The sequence below is a fragment of the Nostoc sp. genome (genome assembly GCF_036919675.1).
GTDB lineage: Bacteria > Cyanobacteriota > Cyanobacteriia > Cyanobacteriales > Nostocaceae > Nostoc.
In genome coordinates this window covers 1-25,207 of record NZ_JBALCP010000028.1, presented here as the reverse complement: position 1 = coordinate 25,207, position 25,207 = coordinate 1, and the positions used below count along the sequence as shown (strand labels likewise).

Sequence of the window (25,207 nt, the reverse complement as noted above, 5' to 3'; positions counted from 1 at the left end):
CAGTCTTAAGGGTTTCTTTCATGAGCAACTGTTGTTAGCGCAGCTGTAGCGAGTAATCGTACCCCTACGCGGATCTTGCTAGCAAGAGCGTCTCCATTAGGAGAAGGGCAGAAGCAAAGAGGATTTTAGCCCCTTAGTTTTCTTTACATAGCTATCTTTTTTTGTACTTTTCTACTTACTTAAATCTATAAATTAACCCCTTGATTACTTGTTTACATCGTAGCATGACTACTTAGAGGTTAACAGTACCCTAGAGGGTACTCTCTGAAACTGCGAATGCAGCATTAACAAAATAGTCCTGTCACTTCTCTAGAAGACGTGTGCGTAGTATTTGAACCACATCTGTCGTAGGGGCGCAAGTCCTTGCGCCCCTACCGCGTGGTCTATTTACCTGAAAATAGCTGTAAGAGTGGGGTATGTAGACTCGCTTTACTAGAAGCTCCCTTAACCTGTCATAATCCCTGTGGTGGAGTACTAGTTTAGACGGTGCATTTTGATTTTGCTTTTATTCATAAAAAAGCCCCCTCCTCGCAAGCGAGGAGGGGGCTGGGGGTGGGGCTAGCCTAATATCCGCCTTCTTCTTCGTATTCTGGCTGTCTTTCTTTGACTTTCTTAGGAATATTCACGGGCTTCGGCGCATCTTCCCAAGCATCGCCCTCTACGTCGTCATAATCATCGTATTCGTCAACGTATGGCTTGCTGTAGGGCTGGGCTTCATACTTTAGCGGTTGCGGTTGTTGATACCTGTCGTTGCCCGTTGCCTCACTCCAGTTATCTTCTTCCTCGTCTTCTTCGTATTGAATAGATTCATACTGCCGCGCCTTCATTACCTGACGCTGTGGCCTTTGCTCTTCCACATAGTCTTCTGTCCATTCCTCTTCCCGCGCTACGGGCTCAGGGGCACGAACTCTCTGTTTGGGTGGCTGCAATGGCACTCCACTGGGCAGCTGATTGGGTGCTGCAATTGTGCGTGGTGGAGTATAACCGTATTCTTCTTCTGCATCCCTCTCCCACGGCGCTTTGCCGATGCCCAGGCGCTCTAGCAAACCAGTTGTCAACTGGTTTACCCGTTCTTCGGCTCCCTCAAACACAATCAACCGATTGGGGCCGGTGCTGACAATTTCATCCACTGAGAACTCGTAAGTACTCAAAAATTGGTCGGGAATTTGGGGTAATCCTAAAGAAGCAATGACTATGGAGTTAAGCTTCCCAGTTTCGGCGTTGAACTTAAAGCCCCGAACTTTGCCTAATACTTCACCTGTTTCTGTAATTACTTCCCAGTTAATCAGATTACTGAGAGATTCAACTTCGATATCTTCAATTACATCTTCGTTATCAACCAGGATGACATCACCAATCTGGTTGATGTTGTTGAGGTACATGTAGCGCGGTATGCCCGAAATAGAGATCAGGCTGTCTCGCAAACCAAGAGCCACAACCTCTCGTTGATCAATATCAACCCAGACTTGACTGACGATGCCTAGCCGCTTGCCGTTGTCGCGGGTAATCACCTGGGTATTTAATATGTCGGAACGCCTAATTATCTGTTCAGAGGTCATTCTATACCGAGTCCTGATCTCGAATCCGGTTTATCTATACACTATTATTAACAAAAACTCAAGCAGATGTATTGGATGATTGTAACTTAATCCCCAAAACTTGAGTGTAAGCTCCTCGTGCTTGAGTAACGCCGATTGTGCGTTCGGCTGATTCTATCATCGGACGACGCAAACTCACAACTATAAATTGCGCTTGTTGTGATTGTTGCTTAATCATTCTAGCTAATCGTTCTACATTTGCCCCATCCAAGAACATATCCACTTCGTCAAAGGCGTAAAATGGCGATGGGCGGTAGCGTTGGAGGGCAAAGATAAAGCTCAAGGCTGTAAGTGATTTTTCTCCCCCAGACATGGAAGCTAGGCGCTGTACTGGTTTGCCTTTGGGATGCGCGACTAAATTCAGTCCGCTGCTAAAGGGATCTTCGGGATTTTCCAGTTGCAGGTAGCCGTCGCCGTCTGAAAGGATGGCAAAAATCGATTGAAAGTTTTCGTTGACAGCATCGAAAGCTTCTTTAAAGGCAAATTGGCGCAATGTTGTAAAGTTTTCAATTCGCAAAAGTAATTCGGTGCGTTCCCCTTCTAAGGTTTGCAACTTTTGCGTCAGTTCCTGAAGGCGGTTTTGAGTGCGTTCGTACTCTTCCAACGCCAGCATATTTACGGGTTCCATCGCTTGCAAGCGTTTGGTAAGCGATCGCAATTCTTTCTGCAATTCTTCCAAGTCTACCTGATCTGGAACTTCCGGCAGCGGATTTGGTAATTCTGCTCCCACATCCCGCAACTGGCTTTGCAGTGCAATTAGTTCCTCCCGCCGCTTCTCTTGGGTTTCTTTAAGTTTTTCTATTTCCCATTGCAATTGTTGTTGGCGCAAAAGATGCGATCGCACTTCCTGTTCTGTAGCGTCGCGTTTTTGTTTCTCTTCTCCCAAATTCTGTTCCATTTGACTCAACGATAGACGGGTTTGGGTGATTTGGTCGTCTATCGTTGTGATTTGTGTGGAGACGCGATAAATCGCGTCTCCACATGAGATTTTTTGGGTTTCGTATTCGATAATTCGTGTTTCTGCTTCTTGGCTTTTCTCTTGCAATCGCTGTTGCTGATTTTCCAAATTTTTTAATCTTTGTTCAGCTTCGCGTAATGCTGTCTCCCGTTGTTGCAATTGTTGCTCTTGAATTTTAATCGTCGCTTGGATTTGCTGCCATTCACTGGGAGTTTGGGATGCTTCCAACTCTGCTAAAGCGTGTCGCAATTGTTGCAACTGATTTTCTTGTCCTGGTAATTCCCGCTCTAAAATTTCCAATCGGGATTGAGCAGTGGCTAACTTTTCGCTGTTTTGTGCGAGTTGCGATCGCGTCCCCTGTAATTGCGCTGTTAAACTCTTAATGTCTTTCTGCAACTGTTCCAATTGCAACTGCTGTTCGCGCCGCGCCTGACGGGCTTCCGTTAGTTCCTGCGTCAGTTTTTTTGTTCGGGTTGACAAAGTAGCGATCGCTTCAGTACAACGCTCTAAAACCCGCTCAATATCCACCAAGCGACTTCTTAAAGCGATCGCTTCATCAGATTCCGCCGCTTCTGCATTGCCAAAACGTAAGGCTGAACGCTGGGTGTTACTACCACCAGTCATCGCACCGCTAGTTTCTAACAATTCCCCATCTAAGGTGACGATGCGATATAGCCCTAAATTTTTCCGCGCCGCCTCAAGGTTGGCAAATACCACCGTATTACCGAAAACATAGCTAAATACATCTTTGTAACGGCGATCGCAATCGATTAAGTTAACAGCATAATTAACGAAACCGTTAGCAAAACGCAGCGTTGCATCTTGAGTAAATTTGGCAGCATGAATTTTATTCAGCGGTAAAAAAGTCGCTCTCCCAGCACGTTTTTGTTTGAGCAATTCAATACCCGCTGCGGCGATGCTGTCATCTTCCACCACAATATGTCCCAAGCGTCCACCGCCGGCCATTTCTAAAGCTAGCTGATGGCGGGGTTCCACCTTTCCTAACTGCACAACTAAGCCACAAAGTCCAGGCATTCCCGATTGTAAAATGACTTTACTAGCTTGGGTTCCTTGGACTTCTTGCTGTGCCTGCGCTTGCGCCTCTATTTTATCCAACTGGCGTTGTTTTTCTCGTTGTTCAAAAAGTAACCGCTTTTGGGTTTCCTGTTGGATTTGCAATTCTTGTTCTGTGGCTGAGAGATTTTCGGCTAAATTTTGGATGGGTTCACTAGAGGCGTTAAATTCTGTTTCAACTCGACTGCATTCAGCTTGTTTTTGGGCTAATTGGGGTTCGTCGCGTTCAATTAACAGGGTTTGTTCGGAAATTAGTTGCTGTAACTGATTATTGCGTTCCCTAAGTTGTGCTTGTTCCGTGCGTTGCGGTTCTAGAGTTTGCAGCAGAGTTTCAATTTGACGGTTGAATGCCGTTTGTTGCTGCACCCACGCTTCTGAAGCCGAGGCAATTTCTGCTGCTGCTTCGCGGGAAGTTTCTAAAGCTTGCTGTGCCTCATCCCTTTGCTGCTGTAGAGACGCGATTAATCGCGTCTCTACAACCTCTGTTTCGGCAATTTCTTCTAAGGAAAGACGGTATTTTTGAATCTCTTGCTGAGTTTGAGCCAGACGTTTGGCAGTTTCCTGCGTTGCTGTTTCTAATTCCGTTAACTGACGCTGGAGTTGTTTTCGTTCTGCTTCTTGGGTGGCGAGGGTAGATTGTACCGCCAAAAGTTCATCTTCTCCCAATGCTTTCACATGGGCATTGAGTTGTTCAAGTTCAGCACTTTTTTGAACGATTTCAGAATTTAAGTTTGTGAGTTGGGTAGTGAGTTCACCAGAATTGCGATCGCCTGTTTGAATTTCGTTAACTAACTTTTCTTGTTGTGCTTGTAGCGATCGCCATGATAAAACTGCTTCCCAGGATTGCTTCGCCAGAAATTCCGTGCGGAGTTTTTGATATTTCTCAGCTTTAGCCCGATCTTGGGAAAGGCGATCGCGCTGTGCAGTTAATTCCGTCTCAATAATCCGACAGCTATCTTCCTTTTCCTTCACCTCATCTAAAGTTGATTTGGCTTGGATAATCTTGCGATCGAACGCCGCCACCCCAGCTAATTCATCAATAATTTCCCGCCGTTCCCGCGCATTCATTGAGATAATGCTGGTGACATCTCCTTGCAGCACCACGTTATAGCCTTCGGGATAAACCCGCAGGTTACTTAGTTGCTCATGTAATTCCGTCAGCGTGCAAGCTACACCATTGATATAGTAATTCGATGTGTAACTTCCTTGGTGAGTAACCCGCAGCCTTCTAGTAACACTCCACTCTGCCAATTTTGGACTTCGGCTCCTTTCGGCTTCGCTCAAGGCAAGTCGCTCAGTCGAGCGATTTTGGACTTCGGCTTCGCTCAGTCGAACGATTTTGGATTTTGGATTTTCTTCTTCTGCTTCCCCTGCTTCCTCTACTTCTTCTGCTTCCTCACTCTGCGCCTTTGCGCCTCTGCTTGATAAATCCTCCCCCGACAAATCAAACGTCACAGTGACGCTAGCTTCAATAGAAGCGCGTCCTTTAGCAGTTTGGGTGTTATTTACCAAATCCGGCAGCCGCTCGGCTCGCATTCCTTTAGAACTAGAGAGTCCCAGGCAAAATAGCAGGGCATCTAGAATATTAGATTTACCCGAACCATTTGGCCCAGATATGACAGTACACCCCGGTAGCAAAGGGACTGAGGTAGTGCCACCGAAGGATTTGAAGTTCGTAAGTTCCACCCGCTTGATGTGCACCATAGGCGCTGGTTCACTGGGCTAATGAAGAACAAGTGTATCAACTAATTAAAAATTCGCAAGAGGGTAGGCAGGAGAATTGGGGATCATTGTAGACGCGTAGCGGTGAGCCAGCGCGGTCTTGAGGAGCCTTGGGGAGACCCCAAGACAAGACCGCAGTGGCTCCCCATGAGCGACTGGCTTACCTGAAGGGCTTACCGCAAGGCGATCGCATCTTTTATTTCAGGATATAACGAGTTTGAAAACACGCTCTAGGCGTTCTCACACAGTAACATGACCTGTTAAGCAACAGAGGGGAGCAAGGGAAAAAAGCAACTCAACCAAATGCCAAAGGATATTAAAAGCACCAAAGGAACTTATAATATATTAATCTTTACAATTGTCAAAGCGTAGAAAGAAATCCCTCTTTACTACCTCAATCTGCTCTCTGTAATTTGGCTCTTAACCTTCAAATATTTGTAGAACTTAGTAATGAAGAGATTAATTAAAGGTCTGCGCGAATTTAAATCTAGCTATTTTTCGACACATCAACAATTGTTTGAGCAACTTTCACATGGCCAAAAGCCCAGGGTATTGTTTATTACCTGTTCTGATTCGCGTCTCGATCCAAATCTAATTACACAAGCCCAAGTCGGTGAATTATTTGTCATTCGCAATGCAGGTAACATAATTCCACCGTATGGGGCAAGTAATGGCGGTGAAGGTGCGACAATTGAATATGCTGTTCAAGCTTTAGATATTCGCCAAATTATTATTTGTGGTCACTCTCATTGCGGTGCTATGAAAGGACTAATGAAGTTACACAATCTCAGCGATGAAATGCCGCTTGTACATGATTGGCTTAAATATGCAGAGGCAACTCGAAGGTTAGTTATGGACCACTACAGTGACTACGACGGAGAAGAACTGCTAGAGATTATGATTGCTGAAAATGTTCTTACTCAAATTGAGAATTTGCGGACGTATCCAGTGGTTCACTCTAAGCTCTATCAGGGAGAACTCAGCATTTATGCTTGGATTTATCACATTGAAACAGGAGAAGTTTTCGCATACGATCCCCAGAAGCACGCTTATGTTTTGCCTCAAACTCAGGTTCCAGAATTAGAAATAGATGAGTCACTCAGGGGTCGGTTTCTAAATACCAATGGAGTAGCTCATTCCCCTGAAAATCAGCTGGATGATGTTCAATCTTATGAGAAACGGTCTGTTTCTCCATTTGAGTGGTTTCCAATGAAACGTCTTTCTCCAGAGCAGATGGAGCGAATTTATCGAGGTTCAAATAATGGAAGTTGAAAGATGAAAATATAGAATTTTAACTCTATATATCACCATGACTGAAACCTATTTGATAGGATTGGATTGCTAGTTAGATAAGCTTTTCAGGTATTTATAAAGAGAAGTCATAGCTAAACTGAAGTCTATTCAAGCAAACTAAAACCATTTTTTAGTCTTTTTGATAAGACTTTAACTATTAGCTATAGGTTTCTAAAGTCATTCAAGTGGTATTAATTATCTACTGCTTACTTTTATTTAAGCAAATAAACAACAGAGACTTACATCTGTGTAAGTCTCTGTTTGGCTTTCATGCTGATGCTAACTGAAAGCTTCAGTTATTCTTTTATGGCTTTTTCACAGCATCAACTTTTGCTTCTACTTTCACTGTCTTTACACCTTTAACTTCCTTAGCCAAAGTTTCAGCCTTCTTGAGTTCTTCAGCAGAAGTCGCTGTGCCTTTGAGGATAATTTCACCCTCCTTGTTTTCAACTTGTAACTTATTGCCTGGTAAACCTTTGTTCAACTTTGTGCTAACTTCAGTTTTTAAATCGCTCTTAACTTTTGTTGCTGCCGTTTTTTCAGAACCGGTTTTAACTTTAGTATCTGTACTAGCTGCTAAAGGAGTCGTTTCTGTTCCGGGAATTTTGGCAGTTTGAGTTGTCTGGGAAGCTGGTTTGGCTGGTGCTTGAGCGGCTTCATTAGTAGTGCTAGGAGTTTCCGAACCAGTTTTAGGAGCCTCTTGGCAACCAAAAGTACCAACTACCAAAATGCTACTAACTAGTAATGGAATTAACTTTTTCATTATCTATCTCCGAATTGAGTACTTGAAGCGATTAATTGAGGTGTGTGTCATGGTGAGGAGCAGATGTTAAAAAGCAATTAAAGGTGAAGTAGCAAAAGTGCCCAAGCAAGCACTCAGGTTACTGAATAATTGAAACTTGGACGATTTCTTCAGGCTAAGATTTTGCAGCCATTTTTGAGAAGCGCCAATTCAATTTTCCTGACGGCTGGTAACCAGTATAGTGCATAGAGTCTGTGGCTCTGTGTGAATTTAACGTAGATGCTGAGGAGCTTTTTTTGAGGGTAGACTATGCAGCCTGACAGTGGTGACTCGATGTTATCAGATTTGAGGCAAGTTTGGTGATGTCTATGCTTAAGTAACTCAAAACTTCAGCGTTTTTGCAATACTGTACCAGCAAAATTACCAACAAAATGTTACTTTATAAAACTATGGCTTGCTTACAATGCCCCAAATATCAGGAAAAATTAGCCAATGCCGTACCTTACTTCCGCCCGCGAAATTAGTGCCATTGTTGCTGAATATACCAACGCTAAAACGCTGTGGATAGATACAGAAGTAGCTGACTATAAAAGTCGTAATCCCCGACTATCGCTGATTCAGGTATTAGATAATCCTCAAGATATGAGTGGCGATCGCGTCTATCTTTTAGATGTCCTAGATCAGCCTAATATTATAGCTGAATTTATTGAAGAAATTATGATAAATTCTGCCATTGAAAAAGTTTTTCACAACGCCAGTTATGATCTAAAGCTTCTCGGTAACAAGAAAGCCAAAAATATTACTTGCACTTTGGAAATGGCAAAAAAAATTCCCTACTATCTTTTGCCATTACCCAACTACCAACTCAAAACCATAGCTACAGCACTTTGTAGCTTTAACAATATCGACAAACAAGAACAAGAAAGCGATTGGGGAAAACGTCCCTTAACTGAAGAACAGATCGAGTATGCTTACTTAGATTGTATTTATCTTGCTCAAATCCACTTAAATTTGTTAGGATTACAAGCCAAAGCCAGCCCCGAACCCACAACGGAAGACTTAATATCACTAAGTACCAGATACTCGCAACTTGAGCAGCAATGGAAGTTGTTGAATTCAGAATTTGAGCATTTGCAAGAACGGATAAAAAAAGCCATGCAGGCTCAGAATATATCGGAAACTTCTGATTATAAGCTGACTAGTTATGAGCGGACTACAGTCAAAGCTGCATTTACAGAATTGGCAAGACTAGCACAAACTCAAGGGATTAATTTAGATTTTCCAATCACACTAACTCAGAAACTCCAGAAAGATTTAGGGCAAAATCTGGAACAACTGTTTGTAGATATTGACAAAACCACCTCTTGGAGGCTAACTCCCAAAACTCAAGCGAGTGAAACTGAGGATGAGTAAATTGTTCATCAGGCTACAAATGCCAGAATTTATCGAGTTATTGTGAAGGATAAATCTTGACGTTTCATAATTATTTCGTCCAGCAAGAACTGCCTTCTATTATAAATCTATAAAATATCAGTGAAATTTGTCAATTGACTTTAAAGGTATATCAAAAGTTAGAATAATTATTGAGTTAAAGAATTAAAATCTAGATTTCGGTACTAATTTCATTCAGGCGTTATGGCAGTTTATATTAAATTATGAGACGGCGTTTATTTAGGCAAAAGCGAACAAAGGTAAATCAAGTATTTACCATAGCTATTTTTACTACATTAACCGCAATTAGCAGTGTTTCTTGTAGTAAGAATGACAATGTATTGGTAACAGAAATAGGAGTCAGTCAACCTAGCCGTCGTTCAGCTACAACATCTATTGGTGGGGAATTTTATATTCAGGGAAAGAATCAGCATTTAAACGGCGACTTGCAAGCTGCGCTCGCTTCCTATAGCAAGGCAATTAATCAAAATTCTCAATATGGTGCTGCCTACAACGGCCGGGGATTAGTCTACTTTGATTTAGGAGACAAGGAGAAAGCGATCGCAGATTACAATCAAGCACTTAGCATCAACCCTAACGACGCCGAAGCCTACAATAACTTAGGGAATGCCAACGCCTCACTAGGAAACAACAGAGAAGCAGTTAAAGATTACAGTGAAGCGATTCGCCTTAATCCCAACTATGCCGAAGCCTACAATAACCGGGGGAATGCCCACGCCACCAATGGGGATAAAAAAGGGGCGTTAGATGATTTTGACCAAGCTATTCTCCTCGATCCAAAATATGCGATCGCCTACAATAACCGCGGAAATGCCCGTGCTGCTGGAGATCCACAGGGGGCGATCGAAGATTACAATCAAGCCATTAGCCTCAATCCTAACTTTGCCCCTGCCTACAATAACCGGGGAAATACCCGCGCCACCAATGGAGACAAACAGGGAGCACTTAAGGACTTAGAACAAGCAGCAAGCATTTTTCAAAGTCAGGGTAACAACGATTTATACCAACAAGTGACGAAAAACATCAAAGAACTTGGACGGTAGGCAAAAGGGCGATTAGAAACCGCGTCTAAACAGGCAAAACCCACGGAGGTGGGTTAAAAAAAACCTTAATTTTCTCTTAGCCCACGCAGGTGTAGCTCTTGTTTGTGTAGCCGCGAATTCTATGAGACTGTTGGCGAATTGATCGGGGGTCTAACCCATCAGCCCCAATCTATCTGAAATTTCTGGAATTTTAGTGCGTTTCAACGCACTTTAGCTATGAGCAATCAATTTATTGCAGGGCGGGAAAGCAACGCAAAACTAAAGTTTTAGGGGTGGGGGGTTAAACTGCTTGTCAATTGACCAACAGTCTCATAGAATTCGCCTTGTTAGTACGTTGACAAAATCACATCCCAGAACCAATGTGGATGCGATCCTCAACTTCGGCAAATTTTTCCTGTGCCTGCTGTTCAGTAGTCAATAGGGAAACGACAATCGCCACCAGAAACGATAGGGGAATAGTAACTAATCCAGGATTTTTTAGCCCAAAGGGTGCAGAAGCGTGCTTGAGAATTGTTACCTGAATAGTAGGTGACAAATAAATCAGCAGTAACGAGGAGAAGGTACCCACTAACATACTCGCAACCGCTCCGCTGGTGGTAAAGCGTCGCCAAAGCATTGATAAGAGCAACGCTGGGAAGTTGGCACTAGCTGCGATCGCAAATGCTAAACCTACCATATAAGCGACGTTTTGTCCTTTAAACAAAATACCCAGAATTATCGCCACTAACCCTAAAACCATTGTCGCACCGCGAGCTACCTTTAGTTGTTCTGACTCGTCAGCATGACCAGATCGCACCACGTTCACCCACAAATCGTGAGACAGTGCAGCGGCTCCAGAGAGGGTCAACCCAGCCACAACCGCCAAAATCGTCGCAAAGGAAACAGCGGAAATAAAGCCTAAGAAAGCATCACCACCGAGAAATTCTGCCAACATCGGTGCAGCCATGTTACCACCAGTCCCAATTTGCTTGATCGCATCTTGACCTACTAGCACCATCGCTCCAAAGCCCAGGATGAAGGTAAGGAGATAAAAAACGCCGATAATAGCTGTAGCATAAGTAACAGAGAGCCGCGCTGCTTTTGCGTCGGGTACTGTGTAAAAACGCATCAAGATGTGGGGTAGTCCAGCAGTGCCAAACATCAACGACATCCCCAAGGAGATAGCATCAAAGGGATCAGAAACCTGTTTGCCCGGAGCTAATACACCTGGATACTTATCTGCGGCTGCGGCGAAAAGAGCGATCGGGTTAAAACCAAATCGTGCCAGTACCAAGATAGCTAGCAAGATAGTTCCGCCCAGTAACAGAACTGCTTTAATAATTTGTACCCAAGTGGTGGCAATCATCCCGCCAAAAATCACATAGGCCATCATCACGCAACCGACGATCACCATGGCTAATTCATAATCAAAGCCAAACAGCAGTTTGATTAGCTCCCCAGCCCCTACCATCTGGGCAATTAAGTAAAAGCTAATCACTGCCAGCGTTCCAATCGCAGATGCAATGCGGACTGGTTTTTGTTGTAAGCGATAAGCCACCACATCAGCAAAGGTGTATTTACCTAAGTTACGTAGTGGTTCTGCAATCAAAAACATCACAATCGGCCAGCCTACCAAAAAGCCAATAGAATAAATTAAGCCGTCAAAGCCGTTGAGTGCCACCAGCCCAGTGATACCTAAAAAGCTAGCTGCACTCATGAAGTCTCCTGCTAAGGCTAGCCCATTCTGGAAACCGCTGATTTTGCCGCCAGCTGTATAGAAGTGGGCGGTATTTTTGGTCAGCTTTGCCGCCCAAAAGGTAATGCCTAAAGAACTTGCAACAAACACAAAGAAGAAAGCGATCGCCAACGGGTTAAACTTACCAAGACTGGTAATATCCGCCGCTAGTGGCAGATCGAACCACACACTATTCATGCTTTTTTGGTTTAGTATTTTGGATTTTGGACTAGAAATTGCTCATAGCTAATTCACTTGCGTGTCAGCCTTGCGATTTGGTCGTCGTAACTGCTATTTGCCCAACGCACGTAGATAAAAATTAATACCCATGCTGAGACAATTACCAGCGCCCCCAATAAAATTCCCAGACTGAGGCCAGGAAATACTAATGACCCCAGCAGGGGCTTATTGAACGCGATTAGCAAGATAAAGCCAAAGTAAATAAACATCATGGCTCCACTGAGAATCAGGGATACTCGCCAACGTTCAGCCGCGAGAGCCTGGAGAGCCTTTGTGCGATCGTTCATGTCTTCCTTTGGGTTGAGAAGATTAGGTCAGATTGTCTCATTGAAGTTGATTTCTGCGTAATTTTCTTAAAGATTATTAGTAAATCTATTGCTATTTAAAGTAATAAAATTAACTTTGCTAAGTAATATACAACTGATTTTTAGTAATAATTATTATCATTTTATTTACTCAGACACTTGTTTGCCTCAAAATCCTCTCTTGTTGTGGGGTTGACAAATTCTGCCTTGATCAAAATATGGCGCTACAGGGTATCAAGCGATCGCAATTAGTCATGAAAAAGAACAGTTTACTGCTCGCTCATATGAGCGCTCGAAAAGCTTACTCATAGAGCATTTCAGGCGATTGTGTTCGCACTGCTTCTCTGACGCTGATTGCACCCTGATCGCGGATCACCTCTTGGGGAATTACCTGAATTGAAGCGGGAATGTCGCGGAGGGGTGTATCTGTTTTGGTGGCAGTTGACGCGTCTGGCGCATTATATCCTGTATCCTGCTCACCTGTGACTACCAAATCGGCTGATTATCCTGGGCTGCTGGTTGCTCTGGCTGGGTTTGTTGTGACCCTGGCGCAGGCGGGGTGGGGTTTTGCGCTCTAGATGCAGCACTGGCAACCTCGAAGATTAGACCCTCATCTGGACTGTCAGATAACTCAACTGTTGGTACACTCCCTTCACCGATAACTGTCACCCGAATAGTATTGGCATCAAAGTTAGTGACTGTTATTTGAGTGATACCTGCAATTGGTTTAGTGGAGCGGAATGTAAAGGCTTCACTGTTAGGTAAACGCAGTTGAGCATTGGGAATATCAGCGATAAAGCTATTACCAGTACTGCGATTTATAACTTGTAACTGTTGACCAACAGAAGTCTGTAAAATCACCTCCACACCCTTGTTGGTGGGATTAGCTTTGACTCCCGTCACCTGTACTACCGTTACACTAGAGTCTTGAGCCAGTAGTGCAGCACTTCTCTTAGGATGAATAACATCCTGAAGGCGAGAAATATCTGAATCTGCTTGAGCAGGTCGCATCGTCAGAATTGAGATTACACCCACTAGGAAAAGAATATAAGATTTTTTTTGATTCATTGCTCCACACCACGATCGCAGATTTGCAAAACAGTTGCAAGTAAGTTTCGATAACTTTTAGGTAGAATAAAGCATTTTCTGATTTCAGGTGATCTCTACAGGGTCATTTGCGATCGCTTGCCGGACTATTTTCGCCACTGTGCTTGATAATCGCTGGGATTTATGCCAAACTTTTTGCGGAATGCCGCAGCAAAGTAACCTCTATTGGCAAATCCCACAGCGTAGGACACCTGAGCTACATTCATCCGTCCTTCCATCAGGAATTGACAAGCTTTCTCTAAACGATAATCATGCAGATATCCAAACACTGTTGTACCAAAGACTTGACGAAATCCTTGCTTGAGTTTGCGTAGACGCGTTCGCGGAGCGTCTCGTAGAGAAGCGGCTTGTCGAAGACATCGTTTAACTCCACTTGTTTTGCCAATTCAATTAATGAGGGTGGGTTGATAATATCTTGAAGCAAAATATCTCTGGCTTGATAGATGCGCTCAACATCGTTTCTCTTCAAATTAATCAACTGCTGGGAGGGTGTACCATCATTAAACAGTTGAGCAAATTGTCAGGTGATCAGTTCCAGTGTCTTAGCTTCTAAATAAGTACGTCGCATGATTCCCTGAAACGGACAATGAAGCAGTTGCTGTAATGCTAATTGCATTGCCGGGGTCATTTTGCCGAGTGATTGATGAAAAGAAGGCGGTGTGTCAATTTCTAAAAATGGTTTGAGTTTGCTGGGTAAATATGCTTCCTGACCCATACTCAATAATCTCAGCAGATGCGGTTCCAAACGAATTCTGACATTCACATCTTGTCCTGCCATCAATTTTTCAATCTCTCTTACTTCTCCCAAGCTGTAGAATAAATAGCTTTCTCCAGGTTGTTCGCAAATATCTTCAATTTCCTCTTTGAGTACCCCTGCGCTGCGAAAAACCAGAGACACGTAGGTATCACCATCCACAAAATCTCAACCAACAGTCTCTGGTAACTCCAAGTTAATAATTTCTGCTCGAAGTCCCAGACAAAGTGGAGTGTTACTAATTAGACCTTTTATGAGTGGATGCTGCCAAATCTCTACGCTTTCAATCTCATCAGAATGATAGGTAATCTTTCCAGTTTTTAAGCCTTCTTCGTAGATTTCAGACCATTGGGCACTTGTATAAACTTCCGCCATTTTAGTTAATTAAGCTTATTCTCAAGAATATTAAGAAATTATCTCATGTTTTTCTAGCTGGTTGATGATGTGAGAATATACTTACGTATAGCCAATAAATGTCAATTAGCCATCAAATTGTCACAGAAAAACATCAGGGTCAACTGCGATGTATTTCATTTCTAGGATAAGGAGCAACGTTTATAATTGAGATTCCTATTCGACAAAATAAACCCATACAGCCAAACCTTCTGGCTGATAATCAAGAAGTGCAAAAATACTAAAAATACTTAATAATTTTGTTTTTTATATGGGGTTTTTCCAGTAGTCATCAATTAGATTTATAATACATATTTGTAGTGGCATAAGTTCTTGTGCCACTACTGTGTAATAAGCAAAAATTAGAATTGCTATGCAATCTGATTGTCTATATCGACAGAAATAAGTTTGCTGTAATATTCAGTTTTTGCATAGATGCTGATGATACTATCACCGACTGCAAAAAAAGTACCTTCTTGCTCATTTTTAGAAAATTGCAAATCGGGATATTTAGCCGCAGCTTCCTCAGCAGTCATGGCTTCTGCTTCCATTTGCTCCGGCAATAATCCAGTACAACCAATGTAAAATACCAAAGGAGATATCTGATCTCGGTAAATTTTTTCTACATATTGCTCTAGCTTAGTATTCGCTGCGGTCAAAGCTGCAACCATTTCCTCTTTGCTAATTTGCTTACCAGTTTGTTTATCCTCCAATAACTGCGCCAAACTATCAGCACCAACTTTTGTGAGAATACCTACAACTATGCCATTTTGCTCAAGTCCAAGAAAATCATCAAAAATTGGTTTCATAAACTCATCAACTTTCGTAATCTTGGTGCGTGATGACAATAGCCTGTGCCTAACAGTGAGATTATCATTAAATGCCATCTCAAAACTCGGCTTAATAATAATTTCTCCAGTTTTTTTGTCATAAAGACGATACATTCTATTTAGAAATTTGTTTGCAGAATGTAACTTAGTGAGGTTAAGAATATCTTGACTACCGATGTCGATTTTATAGCTCAATCTTGAGTCAAGAGTCCCATGAAGTAAAGCTTGATTGATATCAGTGTATTCGTTAGTTGTAGGAAAGTTGATGTAAATATTCTTGGACAAATAGTGCTTTTGAAACTCATCTAACTGTGCCGCGATAAATACATCTGACTCTTTTTTCAAGTGAGCAGAAATAATACTTGCAAGCACTTTAATTTCTGCTAGCTGATAGAATAGTCCATCAATGCTACTGTAACAACCATCAAAGGCTACAAGCGGCAATTTATCTAGCTGGATGGAATATTCAGCATTGAAGTCAAAATCTTTTGCATCCACCACACCCTTTTTCTTGAGTAAGTCAAAAGCTTTTTTACTGCTAATTTTGACTTGTAAGGACTTCACATTTATCTTGCCGTCACTTACAATCGTGTAATTATTAAAACTATTGAGGTCATTTACCAGCAAACCTGCTACCTCAAGAGTGGGGGTTTGGTCTTCAAATTTGGCAAGTTTGACTTTACGTTTGACAAGCATGTTAATAGTAGCAGTATTGCGGTTAAACTGAAACTCGCCCATACCAACATACTCAGCATTATCTATATATTCTGTTCTTAACCAAGGTTGAAGCAGTTCCCCGTTTTCGTTTCTAACACCTTTAATACGCTTGATACCTGTTCTTTGATAATCTTCTTGCAGATGTTTAATATTGATGATGATATTGTTGCGATATTCTGCAAAAATTTGGATGAGTTCTAGCAGAGAAATTTGATTACTTGCCATATTGTTACCATCGATATAAAGGTCAAGAATCTATTAAAGCCACGGTTTATGAAGTCTATTTCTCTTTCAAAATAAGTTCTTCCAACCGGGCAAAGTTGAAGGACAAACACACAATAAATTGATACCAAATATATGCAAAATCCCCTTGTTAAAGGTAGGCAAACTTCCGCCTCAGTGTACTAGCTACTATCGGCGTTCAGTTACTATAAACTTTGGGCATTGCCATGCCCCTACCAACGTATTTGTATCATTATTAAAGTGAAATGGTATTACATCCTCTTGTAGTACGATTATACTATAAAAAATAAAATTGTGTAGGCGTAGCCCCTCGTAGACATCGCCCTGCAATGAGGTGTTATTCCGCCACCGGGCATTTCTGCCATACTGCTGAATAACGCCAGAATAGACGCTTTCTAAGTTTTGCGCCCCTGAGTAACTTTGTATAAATTCGTTATTTACGCTCCGGGTTTGAAATAATCAAAGAGGCGATCGCCTGAATCTGCGCGAATCAATGCCACAACTACATCGGGTAAGGTGGCTAAACTGGGGTAAATCAAATAACGTGGTTCCCAACCGGGGCGGAACTTGTCTTTGTAGGAGTGCAGTCCCTTGAAATTGTAGAAGCGACTCAAATGTTGGTAAAGATAGTGCAATACTTTCTCCAAGCGGCGCGATTCTGGGTTGTCTCCAACTCCCGCAAAGGCAGAAAGACCGAAATTAAAGCTGTCGTAGCCACACTCTTTAAAATGCTGGAGTAGGGAAATAAATAGAAAGTCCATTGTGCCATTTTCGATGGACGGGCGGTGTCGCATCATGTCAATGGTCGCTTCGTTGAGTTGGTACTCCCGGACAATGTTGGCAAAGGCGCTGATCTGACCATCGGGATTATACATCACAGCAATCTCGCACTCTCGCAGGTAAGCTTCCTCAAACCAACCCAAAGAAAAGTGTTTTTCTGAACCTTGTACCATCTTCAGCCATTCATCACTCACAGGTTTGAGTCGGTGCAACAAATCGTTGGTGATGGGTGGTTGGTGAAAGTCGATTTGGTATCCTAGCTTAGTTAAACGATTGATTGATGGTCTAAAGTTTTTACCGGCTTTACCTTGTAAGGTAAAAGTTTTCAGGTCAACGATCGCTTCTTCTCCAATCTTGAGTACCTTAAACCCCAATGACTTGTAAAGCTGAATATCATCAGGCAAAGTTTGGTAAAAGCCAGGATACCAATCGTTGCGCTGGCAAAACTGCTGGAAAGCAAGAATCGTCTCTTTGCGGTCTTCAATCGGGCCCATGGGATCTCCTAAGGCGATCGCACCCCGTCCTTTAGGAACATAAGCAATTACACTGTTACCAGTAGGACTAAAGTAATAACTTTTATCATTTAATAGGGTCAACGCTGCTAAAGAAGAACGGCCATATTGCTCGACAATTTCTTTTGCCTTTTGCTGTTCCTTTGGGGTTGCTAGATTCCGCCAAAACACAGGTTGCAACAGCATTAATATTGCATATGTAATAGTAACCGCGGCAATAATATAGATAGAATTAGCAAAAAATTCTCCAAATCGTCCCTTTGGTTGCAGTCCCCAATTATCCTCGGTGAAGAACATCGCTAAAGTCTGAACTATCGCTTCACGCCAATTAAAATTCTCTGAAAACTTGCCGTCTAACAAGTAAAATCCAATAGTACCGTATGCCAGGGTAAATAATAAAGCGCCTATTAGCACTCGAACTCCCCGTGCGATCGAAGGACGGTCTGATTTTGCTGTGAAAAAATGGCGCATCCAGATTAATTGCAGCAGCAAAACTCCAGAGAGGAGACTTTCTTCATAATCCAATCCTTTCAGCAAGTGGCTGAAAATGGAAATCACTAGTAAACCAATGGTAAGTAACCAGGCTATTCTTTTTCGCCGTAATAAGTTAGTAGCAAGTGTGAGTAAAACAAACCCAGTCAGCGCTGCAAATACATGACCAGTAGCACGAATTTCAAATGGTAAAAATTCCTTCAACCAGTGATTTCGCCCATATAGGTTAGGTGTCACTGCTGATAACAAATTTATTACTCCGACTAAACCTGTAAGGAAAGCTACATTCCAAAGTCCAATCTGAGTTTTTAAATTATTGGTCATTAGTCTAAAAGTATTAATTATAAGTTAGGAGTTTTGGCTCTACCACTCTCTTTAGGGACTAAAATAATAAACAAACTAGTTTTATCGGCTGTGTTACTTATACAGATTAAGTTTTGACGTTTTGAATTTTCTCCATAACACCTTAATTTTAATGTCGTAGCACAACCGGAGCGGTAGAACCTGATTTTTCAAATTTTAACTCTTAACTCTTAACTTTTTTAAATTGTTCCCCTACATATGAGAGCGAATCTTTAAGGTGCTTGTGGAAGTAGTTCCAGCCTATATCAGGACCAGACAAACCATGACCTCCTGGAAACGCATAAAATACGTGAGCAATGCCTAATTTGTTTAAGGTTTCGTTGAAGGCTTTGGTAGAAGCCAGCAAATTAGTATCGTTCAGACCCGCATCCAGGTAAACACGCAACCGCTTCCTATCTTCAGGTGATAGCTGTTGCACGATTTGTTGGGGACTATTTTGTGAACCGCTATTATCAGTAAAGTAACCGCTATGACTAAACAGAATGTGGAAGTTGTTTAAGTAGCGTAACCCGATATTAAAAGCCCCCCATCCTCCAGAAGACAGACCTCCCAACGCCCAAAACTGGGGTTTTTCTAAAGTGCGGTAGCGCGACTTGACAACTTGTACTAATTCTAAACCAATCAAAGTCCCTATTTTACCATTCGGCCCATCAAAGTAATCAGGATCATACAAAGGACTAGAACCGCGATTATCATTACCATCAGGTGTAATCACAATCGATGGTGGTAATTTTCCATTTTGATAAAGCTTATGCAGTATGTCTAAGATTGCGTATTTATCAGCGTAAGCACGGGCATCATCATGACCACCGTGTAGTAAGAATATCACAGGGTAGCGCTTTTGCTGATTTTTGTTATAACCAGGGGGCAAAATCACGCCGTAGTTGCGGACTGCACCCATCGCTTGGGAGTTGAAGGTTGCTAATTGAAACTTTAACCCAGTATTTGCTTGTTTTTGGGGCGGGTCTAGTTGCGGCGCACCTAAGATAAATACATAATAATAACCAGTAATAGTAAGGATAGCGATCGCTCCTGCCAAACTAATTAAAAATTTAGAAATTTTCATCTTCTTTTAGTTGGTAAAAAAATTACCTCTATTCAAACTTACTTATAGTGAATCTGCTACAATTTTTCAGCAGAGTTTTCAATATTTACATTTTGATATGGATATTTTGATAAGATTGGATTATTTTTGAGTATCTTTAGCAGAGAAATATAATTTTTCAGATTTATGTGCTATATCAGACAATCTAAATTGTTCGCCCACAAATGTCAAAGAATCGGCTAAATGTTTCCGCCAGTATTTCCAGGTATGACTGCCAGGGAACTGACGAAATAGATTATAAATTTTTAGTTCATTTAGGACTTTAGCAAATTGTTCGGCTTGGTCGATTTCTTCAATATCTGATTTACCTGAATCTAAGTATATCCGCAACCTTTTTTTAGCTTGTGGAGGAATGGTTTTGATATAAGTTATTGGACTATTGATTGGGCCGCTTTTATCCTGAAAATAACCACTATGACTAAATAAGATCGAGAAATGATCCGGGTTATGTAATCCGACATTGATTGCTCCCCAACCACCAGAAGATAAACCACCTATTGCCCAAAAATCTGGATTGGTTAGTGTCTGATAACGGCTTTGCACAACTTTTACTAACTCATTCCCCACCGCTGTGGAGACTTTACCGTTAGGGCCATCAATATATTCAGGATCCCAGTAGCGACTAGAGCCACGTTTGTCGTTGCCATCTGGTGTGATAATGATGCTGGGTGGCAACTTCCCTGTAGTATAAAGTTGTTCCACAGTCTTGAGAGCTTGTCCCTTGTTTTGAATAAACCAATCAGTGGGGTAACCATGTCCACCGTGGAGGAGAAAGATTACAGGATACCTTTGTTTTGGGTTTTCCCCATAGCCAGGGGGTAAAGAAACGCCGTAGGTACGACTTGCGCCCATTACTTGACTATCGTAAGTTTCAATTTTGTAACTTAGCGAAGTAGCTACGTCGCTAGCATTAGGTTGGGTTGGCGGGACAGAAGCCGTTGTTTGTAAATCCTGCTGTTGAGGTATTTTTGCTGCTACAGTTTGACGGTAATTACAGCCAACTAGAGTTAATACTAAAACTAGCAAGAGAATTTTAGATTGTTTGTAGTTCATCTTTGAAGGGTATGGGGCATTTGGCAGTTGGTACTGGCAATCAAAAGCTTATGCAAATGATATGTCAACGCTGTGTCAACCTGATGGAAACTTTGCGACTGCTAATAAGTTAAAAGTCAAGAGTTAGGATAAGTTTCTTCACGATGCTTAAAAAGTTGCAACTAAATTTCAGCACCCTGTTCGGCTTATTGCTGCTGGTGCTTTCCCTGTGGGCGATCGCTAACGAATTGCGTGAGTATAATTATCTTGATATCCTCAACTCTCTAGCTGCTATTCCCAAAAGTCGCTTAAGCTGGGCAATTTGGCTGACAGCCTTGGGCTATCTAGTGATGATTGGGTATGATATCTTAGGTTTTAGCTACATTAATCGTTCCCTAAGTTGGAACAAGATTGCTTTAACCAACTTTATTAGCTCTGCATTTAGTAATACGATCGGTTTTGCCTTGCTGACTGGCAGTGCTATCCGTTATCGATTTTATGCTAGTTGGGGAGTGTCAGCAGTAGCGATCGCTCAAGTAATTGCTTTTGCCAATTTTACTTTTTGGTTGGGGATGTTTGCCGTTGCAGGTTTCTTGTTCCTTGTCAACCACCTGAAAATTCCCACTCAACTACATTTACCTTTTGCCACTGTGCGTCCCATTGGCGTGATTTTTCTGCTATTGGTCGCTATCTATTTGCTAGGAAGTATTCTTATTAAACAACCGTTAATAATTCGTGGACAAGAATTTCGATTTCCTTCTTTTAAAATATGCCTTGCACAGATAGCAATTTCAAGCTTTGACTGGATTTTGGCAGCGGCAGTTCTTTATGCTGTGCTTCCTGCTAATATATCTTTGTCTTTTATGGATTTTTTGGGAATCTACTTACTAGCGATGTTTGCAGGTGTTGTTAGTAATGTCCCCGGTGGTTTGGGAGTGTTTGAAACTATAATTTTGCTGATTCTCTCCTCAAAAGTTTCTGGGGCAGCAATTTTGGGTTCATTGCTGGCTTATCGGGGACTCTACTATTTCTTACCTTTGCTAGTAGCAGCAGGTTTACTAGGACTTTATGAAATTAGATTGAGATCCGGTAATTTCAAAAATATCAATAAACTGTAAAGTTCAGTTATAAGTATTAACACGAACAACAAGATCCCCGACTTATCGAAGAAGTCGGGGATCTAAAAATTTTAATTAAGTAAAATCGGTAACTGCTGTTAACTTTAAATACGGAATACTTCAGCGATATCTTCACAACGAGCGGCGGAAAATCATAATTTTTGCTGAGGCGATCGCTAATTTAATTCCATAAAGATAGTAACAGTTAGTGGCAAATTTTGAATGGGATTTCCAGAAATCATCATCAAAATTCGGTTTTACTGATTGAGGATAGAAAAAATTATGAAAAACAGAGTATTGTTTGCCATGAAGATCAGGGAAGCTTGGGTAGGAACATTGATTCCCAGTGGTTTTGCTGCTTCACCCTATGCTGTGGGACAAAAGGCTGAGGTTCTTTGGCAGGAAGAATGGTATCCGGCAACGGTTCTTAATGTTAATGATGATCAGTGCTATATTACCTACGATGGTTATGATAGTTCCTGCGATGAATGGGTTGGATATTCACGCTTTCGGGCATCATTTCAAACGGGAGATTCAGTAAGAATTTTGTGGAAGGGGATATGGTATCAAGGACAGGTTTTAGAAGTTGATAACAATCTTTATAAAATTACTTATGATGGCTACGATCGCTCTTGGGATGAGTGGGTTGAACCTTTCAGGGTAAGCAGATAGGAAATATTTCACTTTTATAAGTTGAGAGGGACGATTTCACCTGTAGAAGTCGTCCCTTAATATTTAAAAGGGCGGTTAGAAACCGCATCTACACACACAAAACCCACGGAGGTGGGTTTCAAAGCCTCAATTTTTCCTTAGTCCGCGGAGGCGGACTTTGTTTATGTAGCCGCGAATTCCATTTGCCTTGGCTCTAATTTGACTGTTAAACTGAGAACCATAAGTAAAATCTCGTGTATTTTGGCAAACTTATGGAGCCAGTATCACTTACAGCAGCTGCGATCGCAACCTTGGTCATCATCAAGGCTTTTGAAAAAACTGGTGAAATCATCGGCGAAAAGGCTTGGAACGAAGGCGAAAAGTTGTTAGTTCTGCTCAAACGCAAGGAACCTAGCACGGCGAAGGTTATCGAACAGGCTAAAACACAACCTTTAGATTATGGTCAAGCTTATCTCATTGGGCAGCAGGTAGGGGAAGCAGCAAAGAAAGATCCTGAGATTGCTCAAGCTGTAGAAGCTGTAGCCAATGAAGCACAACCTCAACTAACGAACACTATTATTGAAAATTGGCAGGGGATAAATATTAAAGGTGGAGTTAATACCATTTCTGGTAACACCTTAAACTTCTGACTACAGTCGCCTGAAGGGGAACGGGTAAAGTTAAATCCCCCTACTGGAATACCGCAAAATTTGCCCTTGAGTGGGGTGGTTGAGTTTGTTGGGCGTGAGGAAGAATTGCAAAATCTCCACCAACTTTTGCAGGATAATAAACAAGTTGCGATCGCTGCGATCGCTGGCATGGGTGGAGTTGGTAAAACAGAACTCGCCTTGCAATATGCAATCAAGCACCGCGATACTTACAACGGTGGGCTTTGCTGGTTGCTACCAAAAACTGGGGATGTGGGCATTCAAGTTGTGCAATTTGCGAGAACGCAACTTGATTTAAAGCCGCCAGAAGATTTTGATTTACTCGCCCAAGTGCAATACTGTTGGCGGCATTGGCGTGAGGGTGAGGTGCTGCTAGTGCTGGATGATGTCAGCGACTACGAGGAAGTTAAGCCTTATTTACCGTCGCTACCTTCCCGGTTTAAAGTGCTGATGACTACGCGCCAGAAGTTGGGACGCATCGCACAGTTATCTTTGGATGTGCTGCAACCAGAAGATGCGCTGAAGTTATTAAGGTCTTTGCTCAAAGAAACACCAGAGCGAATTGAGCGAGAATTAGCTGTAGCAAATCAGTTGTGTGAGTGGCTGGGATATTTACCTTTGGGTGTGGAATTAGTGGGGCGCTATCTGGCGCGGAAACAGGATTTATCTTTAACAGAAATGTTGCGGCGGTTGGAGAACAAGCGATTAGATGAGCGTTCCCTCTCTAAATCTAAGTTGGAAGCTGACATGACAGCACAACGAGGTGTGTTAGCAGCCTTTGAGTTAAGTTGGCAGGAATTAGATAATGATGATAAGCAACTGGGCTGTTTATTGAGTTTATTTGCAGCCGCACCTATACCCTGGAAGTTGGTGGAACAGTTTTTACCAGAAGAATATGCCGAATATTTAGAAGAAATTAGAGATGATAAATTGCTGAATCTGCATTTACTCCAGCGTAAAAGTGAGGGAGTCTATCAACTACATCCCCTGCTGCGGGAGTTTTTTCAATATAAGCTTACAGGTTTAGAACAGGCAGAGGAATTTAAGCGATCGCTTTGTCGGGTAATGGTAGCAGTTGCTAAAGATATTCCTGACTCAGCTACCCTTGAGCAAATCAACGATGTCACCCCCGCCACACCTCATTTAGCAGAAGTAGCCAACAATCTCATTCAATATATAGCCGATGAAGATTTACCTTGGGTATTCCTTGGCAACGCTCAATTTTACAATGGTCAAGGTTTATATAACCAAGCTTTACCTTGGTATGAGCAGTGTTTAGAAGTTACTAAAAAGCGCTTGGGTGAAGAACATCCAGATGTCGCACTTAGTCTCAACAACTTAGCAGGACTCTACCGTTCCCAAGGCAGATACAGCGAAGCCGAACCCCTTTTAATCCAAGCTTTGGCACTCTGGCGCAAGCTGCTGGGTGAAGAACATCCAGATGTCGCCACTAGCTTCAACAACCTAGCGGAACTATACCGTTCCCAAGGCAGATACAGCGAAGCCGAACCCCTTTACATCCAAGCTTTGGCACTCTGGCGCAAGCTGCTGGGTGAAGAACATCCAGATGTCGCCACTAGCCTCAACAACCTATCGTTCCTCTACTACTCCCAAGGCAGATACAGCCAAGCCGAACCCCTTTTCATCCAAGCTTTGGCACTCAGGCGCAAGCTGCTGGGTAAAGAACATCCAGATATCGCACAAAGTCTCAACAACTTAGCAGGACTCTACTGTTCCCAAGGCAGATACAGCGAAGCTGAACCCCTTTTAATCCAAGCTTTGGCACTCAGGCGCAAGCTGCTGGGTGAAGAACATCCAGATGTCGCCACTAGCCTCAACAACTTAGCAGGACTCTACTGTTCCCAAGGCAGATACAGCGAAGCCGAACCCATTTACATCCAAGCTTTGGCACTCTGGCGCAAGCTGCTGGGTGAAGAACATCCAGATATCGCACAAAGTCTCAACAACCTAGCGGAACTATACCGTTCCCAAGGCAGATACAGCGAAGCCGAACCCCTTTACATCCAAGCTTTGGCACTCTGGCGCAAGCTGCTGGGTGAAGAACATCCAGATATCGCACAAAGTCTCAACAACCTAGCATTACTCTACGACTCCCAAGGCAGATACAGCGAAGCCGAACCCCTTTACATCCAAGCTTTGGCACTCTGGCGCAAGCTGCTGGGTGAAGAACATCCAGATATCGCAAAAAGTCTCAACAACCTAGCATTACTCTACCGTTCCCAAGGCAGATACAGCGAAGCCGAACCCCTTTACATCCAAGCTTTGGCACTCTGGCGCAAG

Annotated in this window: 22 protein-coding genes; 7 read left to right on the top strand and 15 right to left on the bottom strand. The window is 42.5% G+C overall.

Annotated elements, in window-relative coordinates; all coding sequences use genetic code 11:
• Window positions 1–563: 563 nt before the first annotated feature.
• The gene (locus tag V7K49_RS03960) at window positions 564–1,559 is read right to left on the bottom strand and encodes a PRC-barrel domain-containing protein (RefSeq protein WP_335204598.1); all 996 of its coding nucleotides are present in this window, start codon (window positions 1,557–1,559) and stop codon (window positions 564–566) included.
• 58 nt (window positions 1,560–1,617) lie between these two features.
• Window positions 1,618–5,334 carry a chromosome segregation protein SMC gene (gene smc / locus V7K49_RS03955; RefSeq protein WP_335204597.1) on the bottom strand — a complete coding sequence of 1,239 codons (3,717 nt, stop codon included), beginning with the start codon at window positions 5,332–5,334 and terminating at the stop codon, window positions 1,618–1,620.
• Between the two features lie 468 nt (window positions 5,335–5,802).
• Here smc and V7K49_RS03950 point away from each other — a divergent pair, with 468 nt between their 5' ends.
• On the top strand, window positions 5,803–6,624 hold the full coding sequence (locus V7K49_RS03950; RefSeq protein ID WP_335204596.1) for a carbonic anhydrase: 822 nt from the start codon (window positions 5,803–5,805) through the stop codon (window positions 6,622–6,624).
• A 325-nt stretch (window positions 6,625–6,949) separates the two neighbouring features.
• Here the strand turns inward: V7K49_RS03950 and V7K49_RS03945 are convergent, their stop codons facing one another.
• Entirely contained in the window at window positions 6,950–7,408 is a 459-nt protein-coding gene (locus V7K49_RS03945; protein ID WP_334868397.1) for a BON domain-containing protein, read from the bottom strand.
• A 471-nt stretch (window positions 7,409–7,879) separates the two neighbouring features.
• Between V7K49_RS03945 and V7K49_RS03940 the strand changes: the two genes are divergently transcribed.
• Window positions 7,880–8,800: a ribonuclease D gene (locus V7K49_RS03940; protein ID WP_335204595.1), complete on the top strand. Its 921-nt coding sequence runs from the start codon at window positions 7,880–7,882 to the stop codon at window positions 8,798–8,800.
• Between the two features lie 242 nt (window positions 8,801–9,042).
• Entirely contained in the window at window positions 9,043–9,882 is an 840-nt protein-coding gene (locus V7K49_RS03935) for a tetratricopeptide repeat protein (RefSeq protein ID WP_335204593.1), read from the top strand.
• A gap of 343 nt (window positions 9,883–10,225) precedes the next feature.
• On the opposite strand, the gene V7K49_RS03930 is transcribed toward V7K49_RS03935, so the two are convergent.
• The 12 genes from V7K49_RS03930 to V7K49_RS03880 all read right to left on the bottom strand — a co-directional run bounded on the left by V7K49_RS03930 (window position 10,226) and on the right by V7K49_RS03880 (window position 20,490).
• A complete protein-coding gene (locus tag V7K49_RS03930) occupies window positions 10,226–11,794 on the bottom strand; it encodes a sodium:solute symporter family transporter (protein WP_335204592.1) in 1,569 nt (522 codons plus the stop codon).
• 53 nt (window positions 11,795–11,847) lie between these two features.
• Window positions 11,848–12,123, bottom strand: coding sequence for a DUF485 domain-containing protein (locus V7K49_RS03925; RefSeq protein WP_292719479.1), 276 nt, complete (start codon window positions 12,121–12,123; stop codon window positions 11,848–11,850).
• Between the two features lie 319 nt (window positions 12,124–12,442).
• Window positions 12,443–12,634, bottom strand: a complete 192-nt coding sequence (locus V7K49_RS34515) for a hypothetical protein (RefSeq protein ID WP_442942268.1) — start codon at window positions 12,632–12,634, stop codon at window positions 12,443–12,445.
• The gene (locus V7K49_RS03920; protein WP_442942267.1) at window positions 12,628–13,209 is read right to left on the bottom strand and encodes an AMIN domain-containing protein; all 582 of its coding nucleotides are present in this window, start codon (window positions 13,207–13,209) and stop codon (window positions 12,628–12,630) included. The genes V7K49_RS34515 and V7K49_RS03920 overlap by 7 nt, the downstream gene beginning before the upstream one ends.
• Before the next feature lie 125 nt (window positions 13,210–13,334).
• Window positions 13,335–13,517 (bottom strand): helix-turn-helix domain-containing protein, encoded by a 183-nt coding sequence (locus V7K49_RS03915; RefSeq protein ID WP_335204591.1) that lies wholly within the window; start codon window positions 13,515–13,517, stop codon window positions 13,335–13,337.
• Window positions 13,487–13,717, bottom strand: coding sequence for a hypothetical protein (locus V7K49_RS03910; protein ID WP_335204590.1), 231 nt, complete (start codon window positions 13,715–13,717; stop codon window positions 13,487–13,489). The genes V7K49_RS03915 and V7K49_RS03910 overlap by 31 nt, the downstream gene beginning before the upstream one ends.
• A 51-nt stretch (window positions 13,718–13,768) precedes the next feature.
• Entirely contained in the window at window positions 13,769–14,164 is a 396-nt protein-coding gene (locus tag V7K49_RS03905) for a hypothetical protein (protein WP_335204589.1), read from the bottom strand.
• 6 nt (window positions 14,165–14,170) lie between these two features.
• A complete protein-coding gene (locus tag V7K49_RS03900; protein ID WP_335204588.1) occupies window positions 14,171–14,377 on the bottom strand; it encodes a hypothetical protein in 207 nt (68 codons plus the stop codon).
• Between the two features lie 389 nt (window positions 14,378–14,766).
• Entirely contained in the window at window positions 14,767–16,167 is a 1,401-nt protein-coding gene (locus V7K49_RS03895) for a hypothetical protein (RefSeq protein WP_335204587.1), read from the bottom strand.
• 455 nt (window positions 16,168–16,622) lie between these two features.
• Entirely contained in the window at window positions 16,623–18,293 is a 1,671-nt protein-coding gene (locus V7K49_RS03890; RefSeq protein WP_335204586.1) for a phosphatidylglycerol lysyltransferase domain-containing protein, read from the bottom strand.
• A 202-nt stretch (window positions 18,294–18,495) separates the two neighbouring features.
• Window positions 18,496–19,398, bottom strand: a complete 903-nt coding sequence (locus V7K49_RS03885; protein WP_335204585.1) for an alpha/beta hydrolase — start codon at window positions 19,396–19,398, stop codon at window positions 18,496–18,498.
• Between the two features lie 120 nt (window positions 19,399–19,518).
• Entirely contained in the window at window positions 19,519–20,490 is a 972-nt protein-coding gene (locus V7K49_RS03880) for an alpha/beta hydrolase (RefSeq protein ID WP_335204584.1), read from the bottom strand.
• 143 nt (window positions 20,491–20,633) lie between these two features.
• Here V7K49_RS03880 and V7K49_RS03875 point away from each other — a divergent pair, with 143 nt between their 5' ends.
• The 4 genes from V7K49_RS03875 to V7K49_RS03860 all read left to right on the top strand — a co-directional run.
• Window positions 20,634–21,587: a lysylphosphatidylglycerol synthase domain-containing protein gene (locus tag V7K49_RS03875; protein WP_335204583.1), complete on the top strand. Its 954-nt coding sequence runs from the start codon at window positions 20,634–20,636 to the stop codon at window positions 21,585–21,587.
• Between the two features lie 282 nt (window positions 21,588–21,869).
• Entirely contained in the window at window positions 21,870–22,259 is a 390-nt protein-coding gene (locus V7K49_RS03870) for an agenet domain-containing protein (RefSeq protein ID WP_335204582.1), read from the top strand.
• A 251-nt stretch (window positions 22,260–22,510) separates the two neighbouring features.
• Entirely contained in the window at window positions 22,511–22,888 is a 378-nt protein-coding gene (locus tag V7K49_RS03865; RefSeq protein WP_335204581.1) for a hypothetical protein, read from the top strand.
• 60 nt (window positions 22,889–22,948) lie between these two features.
• The coding region (locus tag V7K49_RS03860; protein ID WP_335204580.1) for a tetratricopeptide repeat protein at window positions 22,949–25,207 on the top strand (2,259 nt) is incomplete at its 3' end.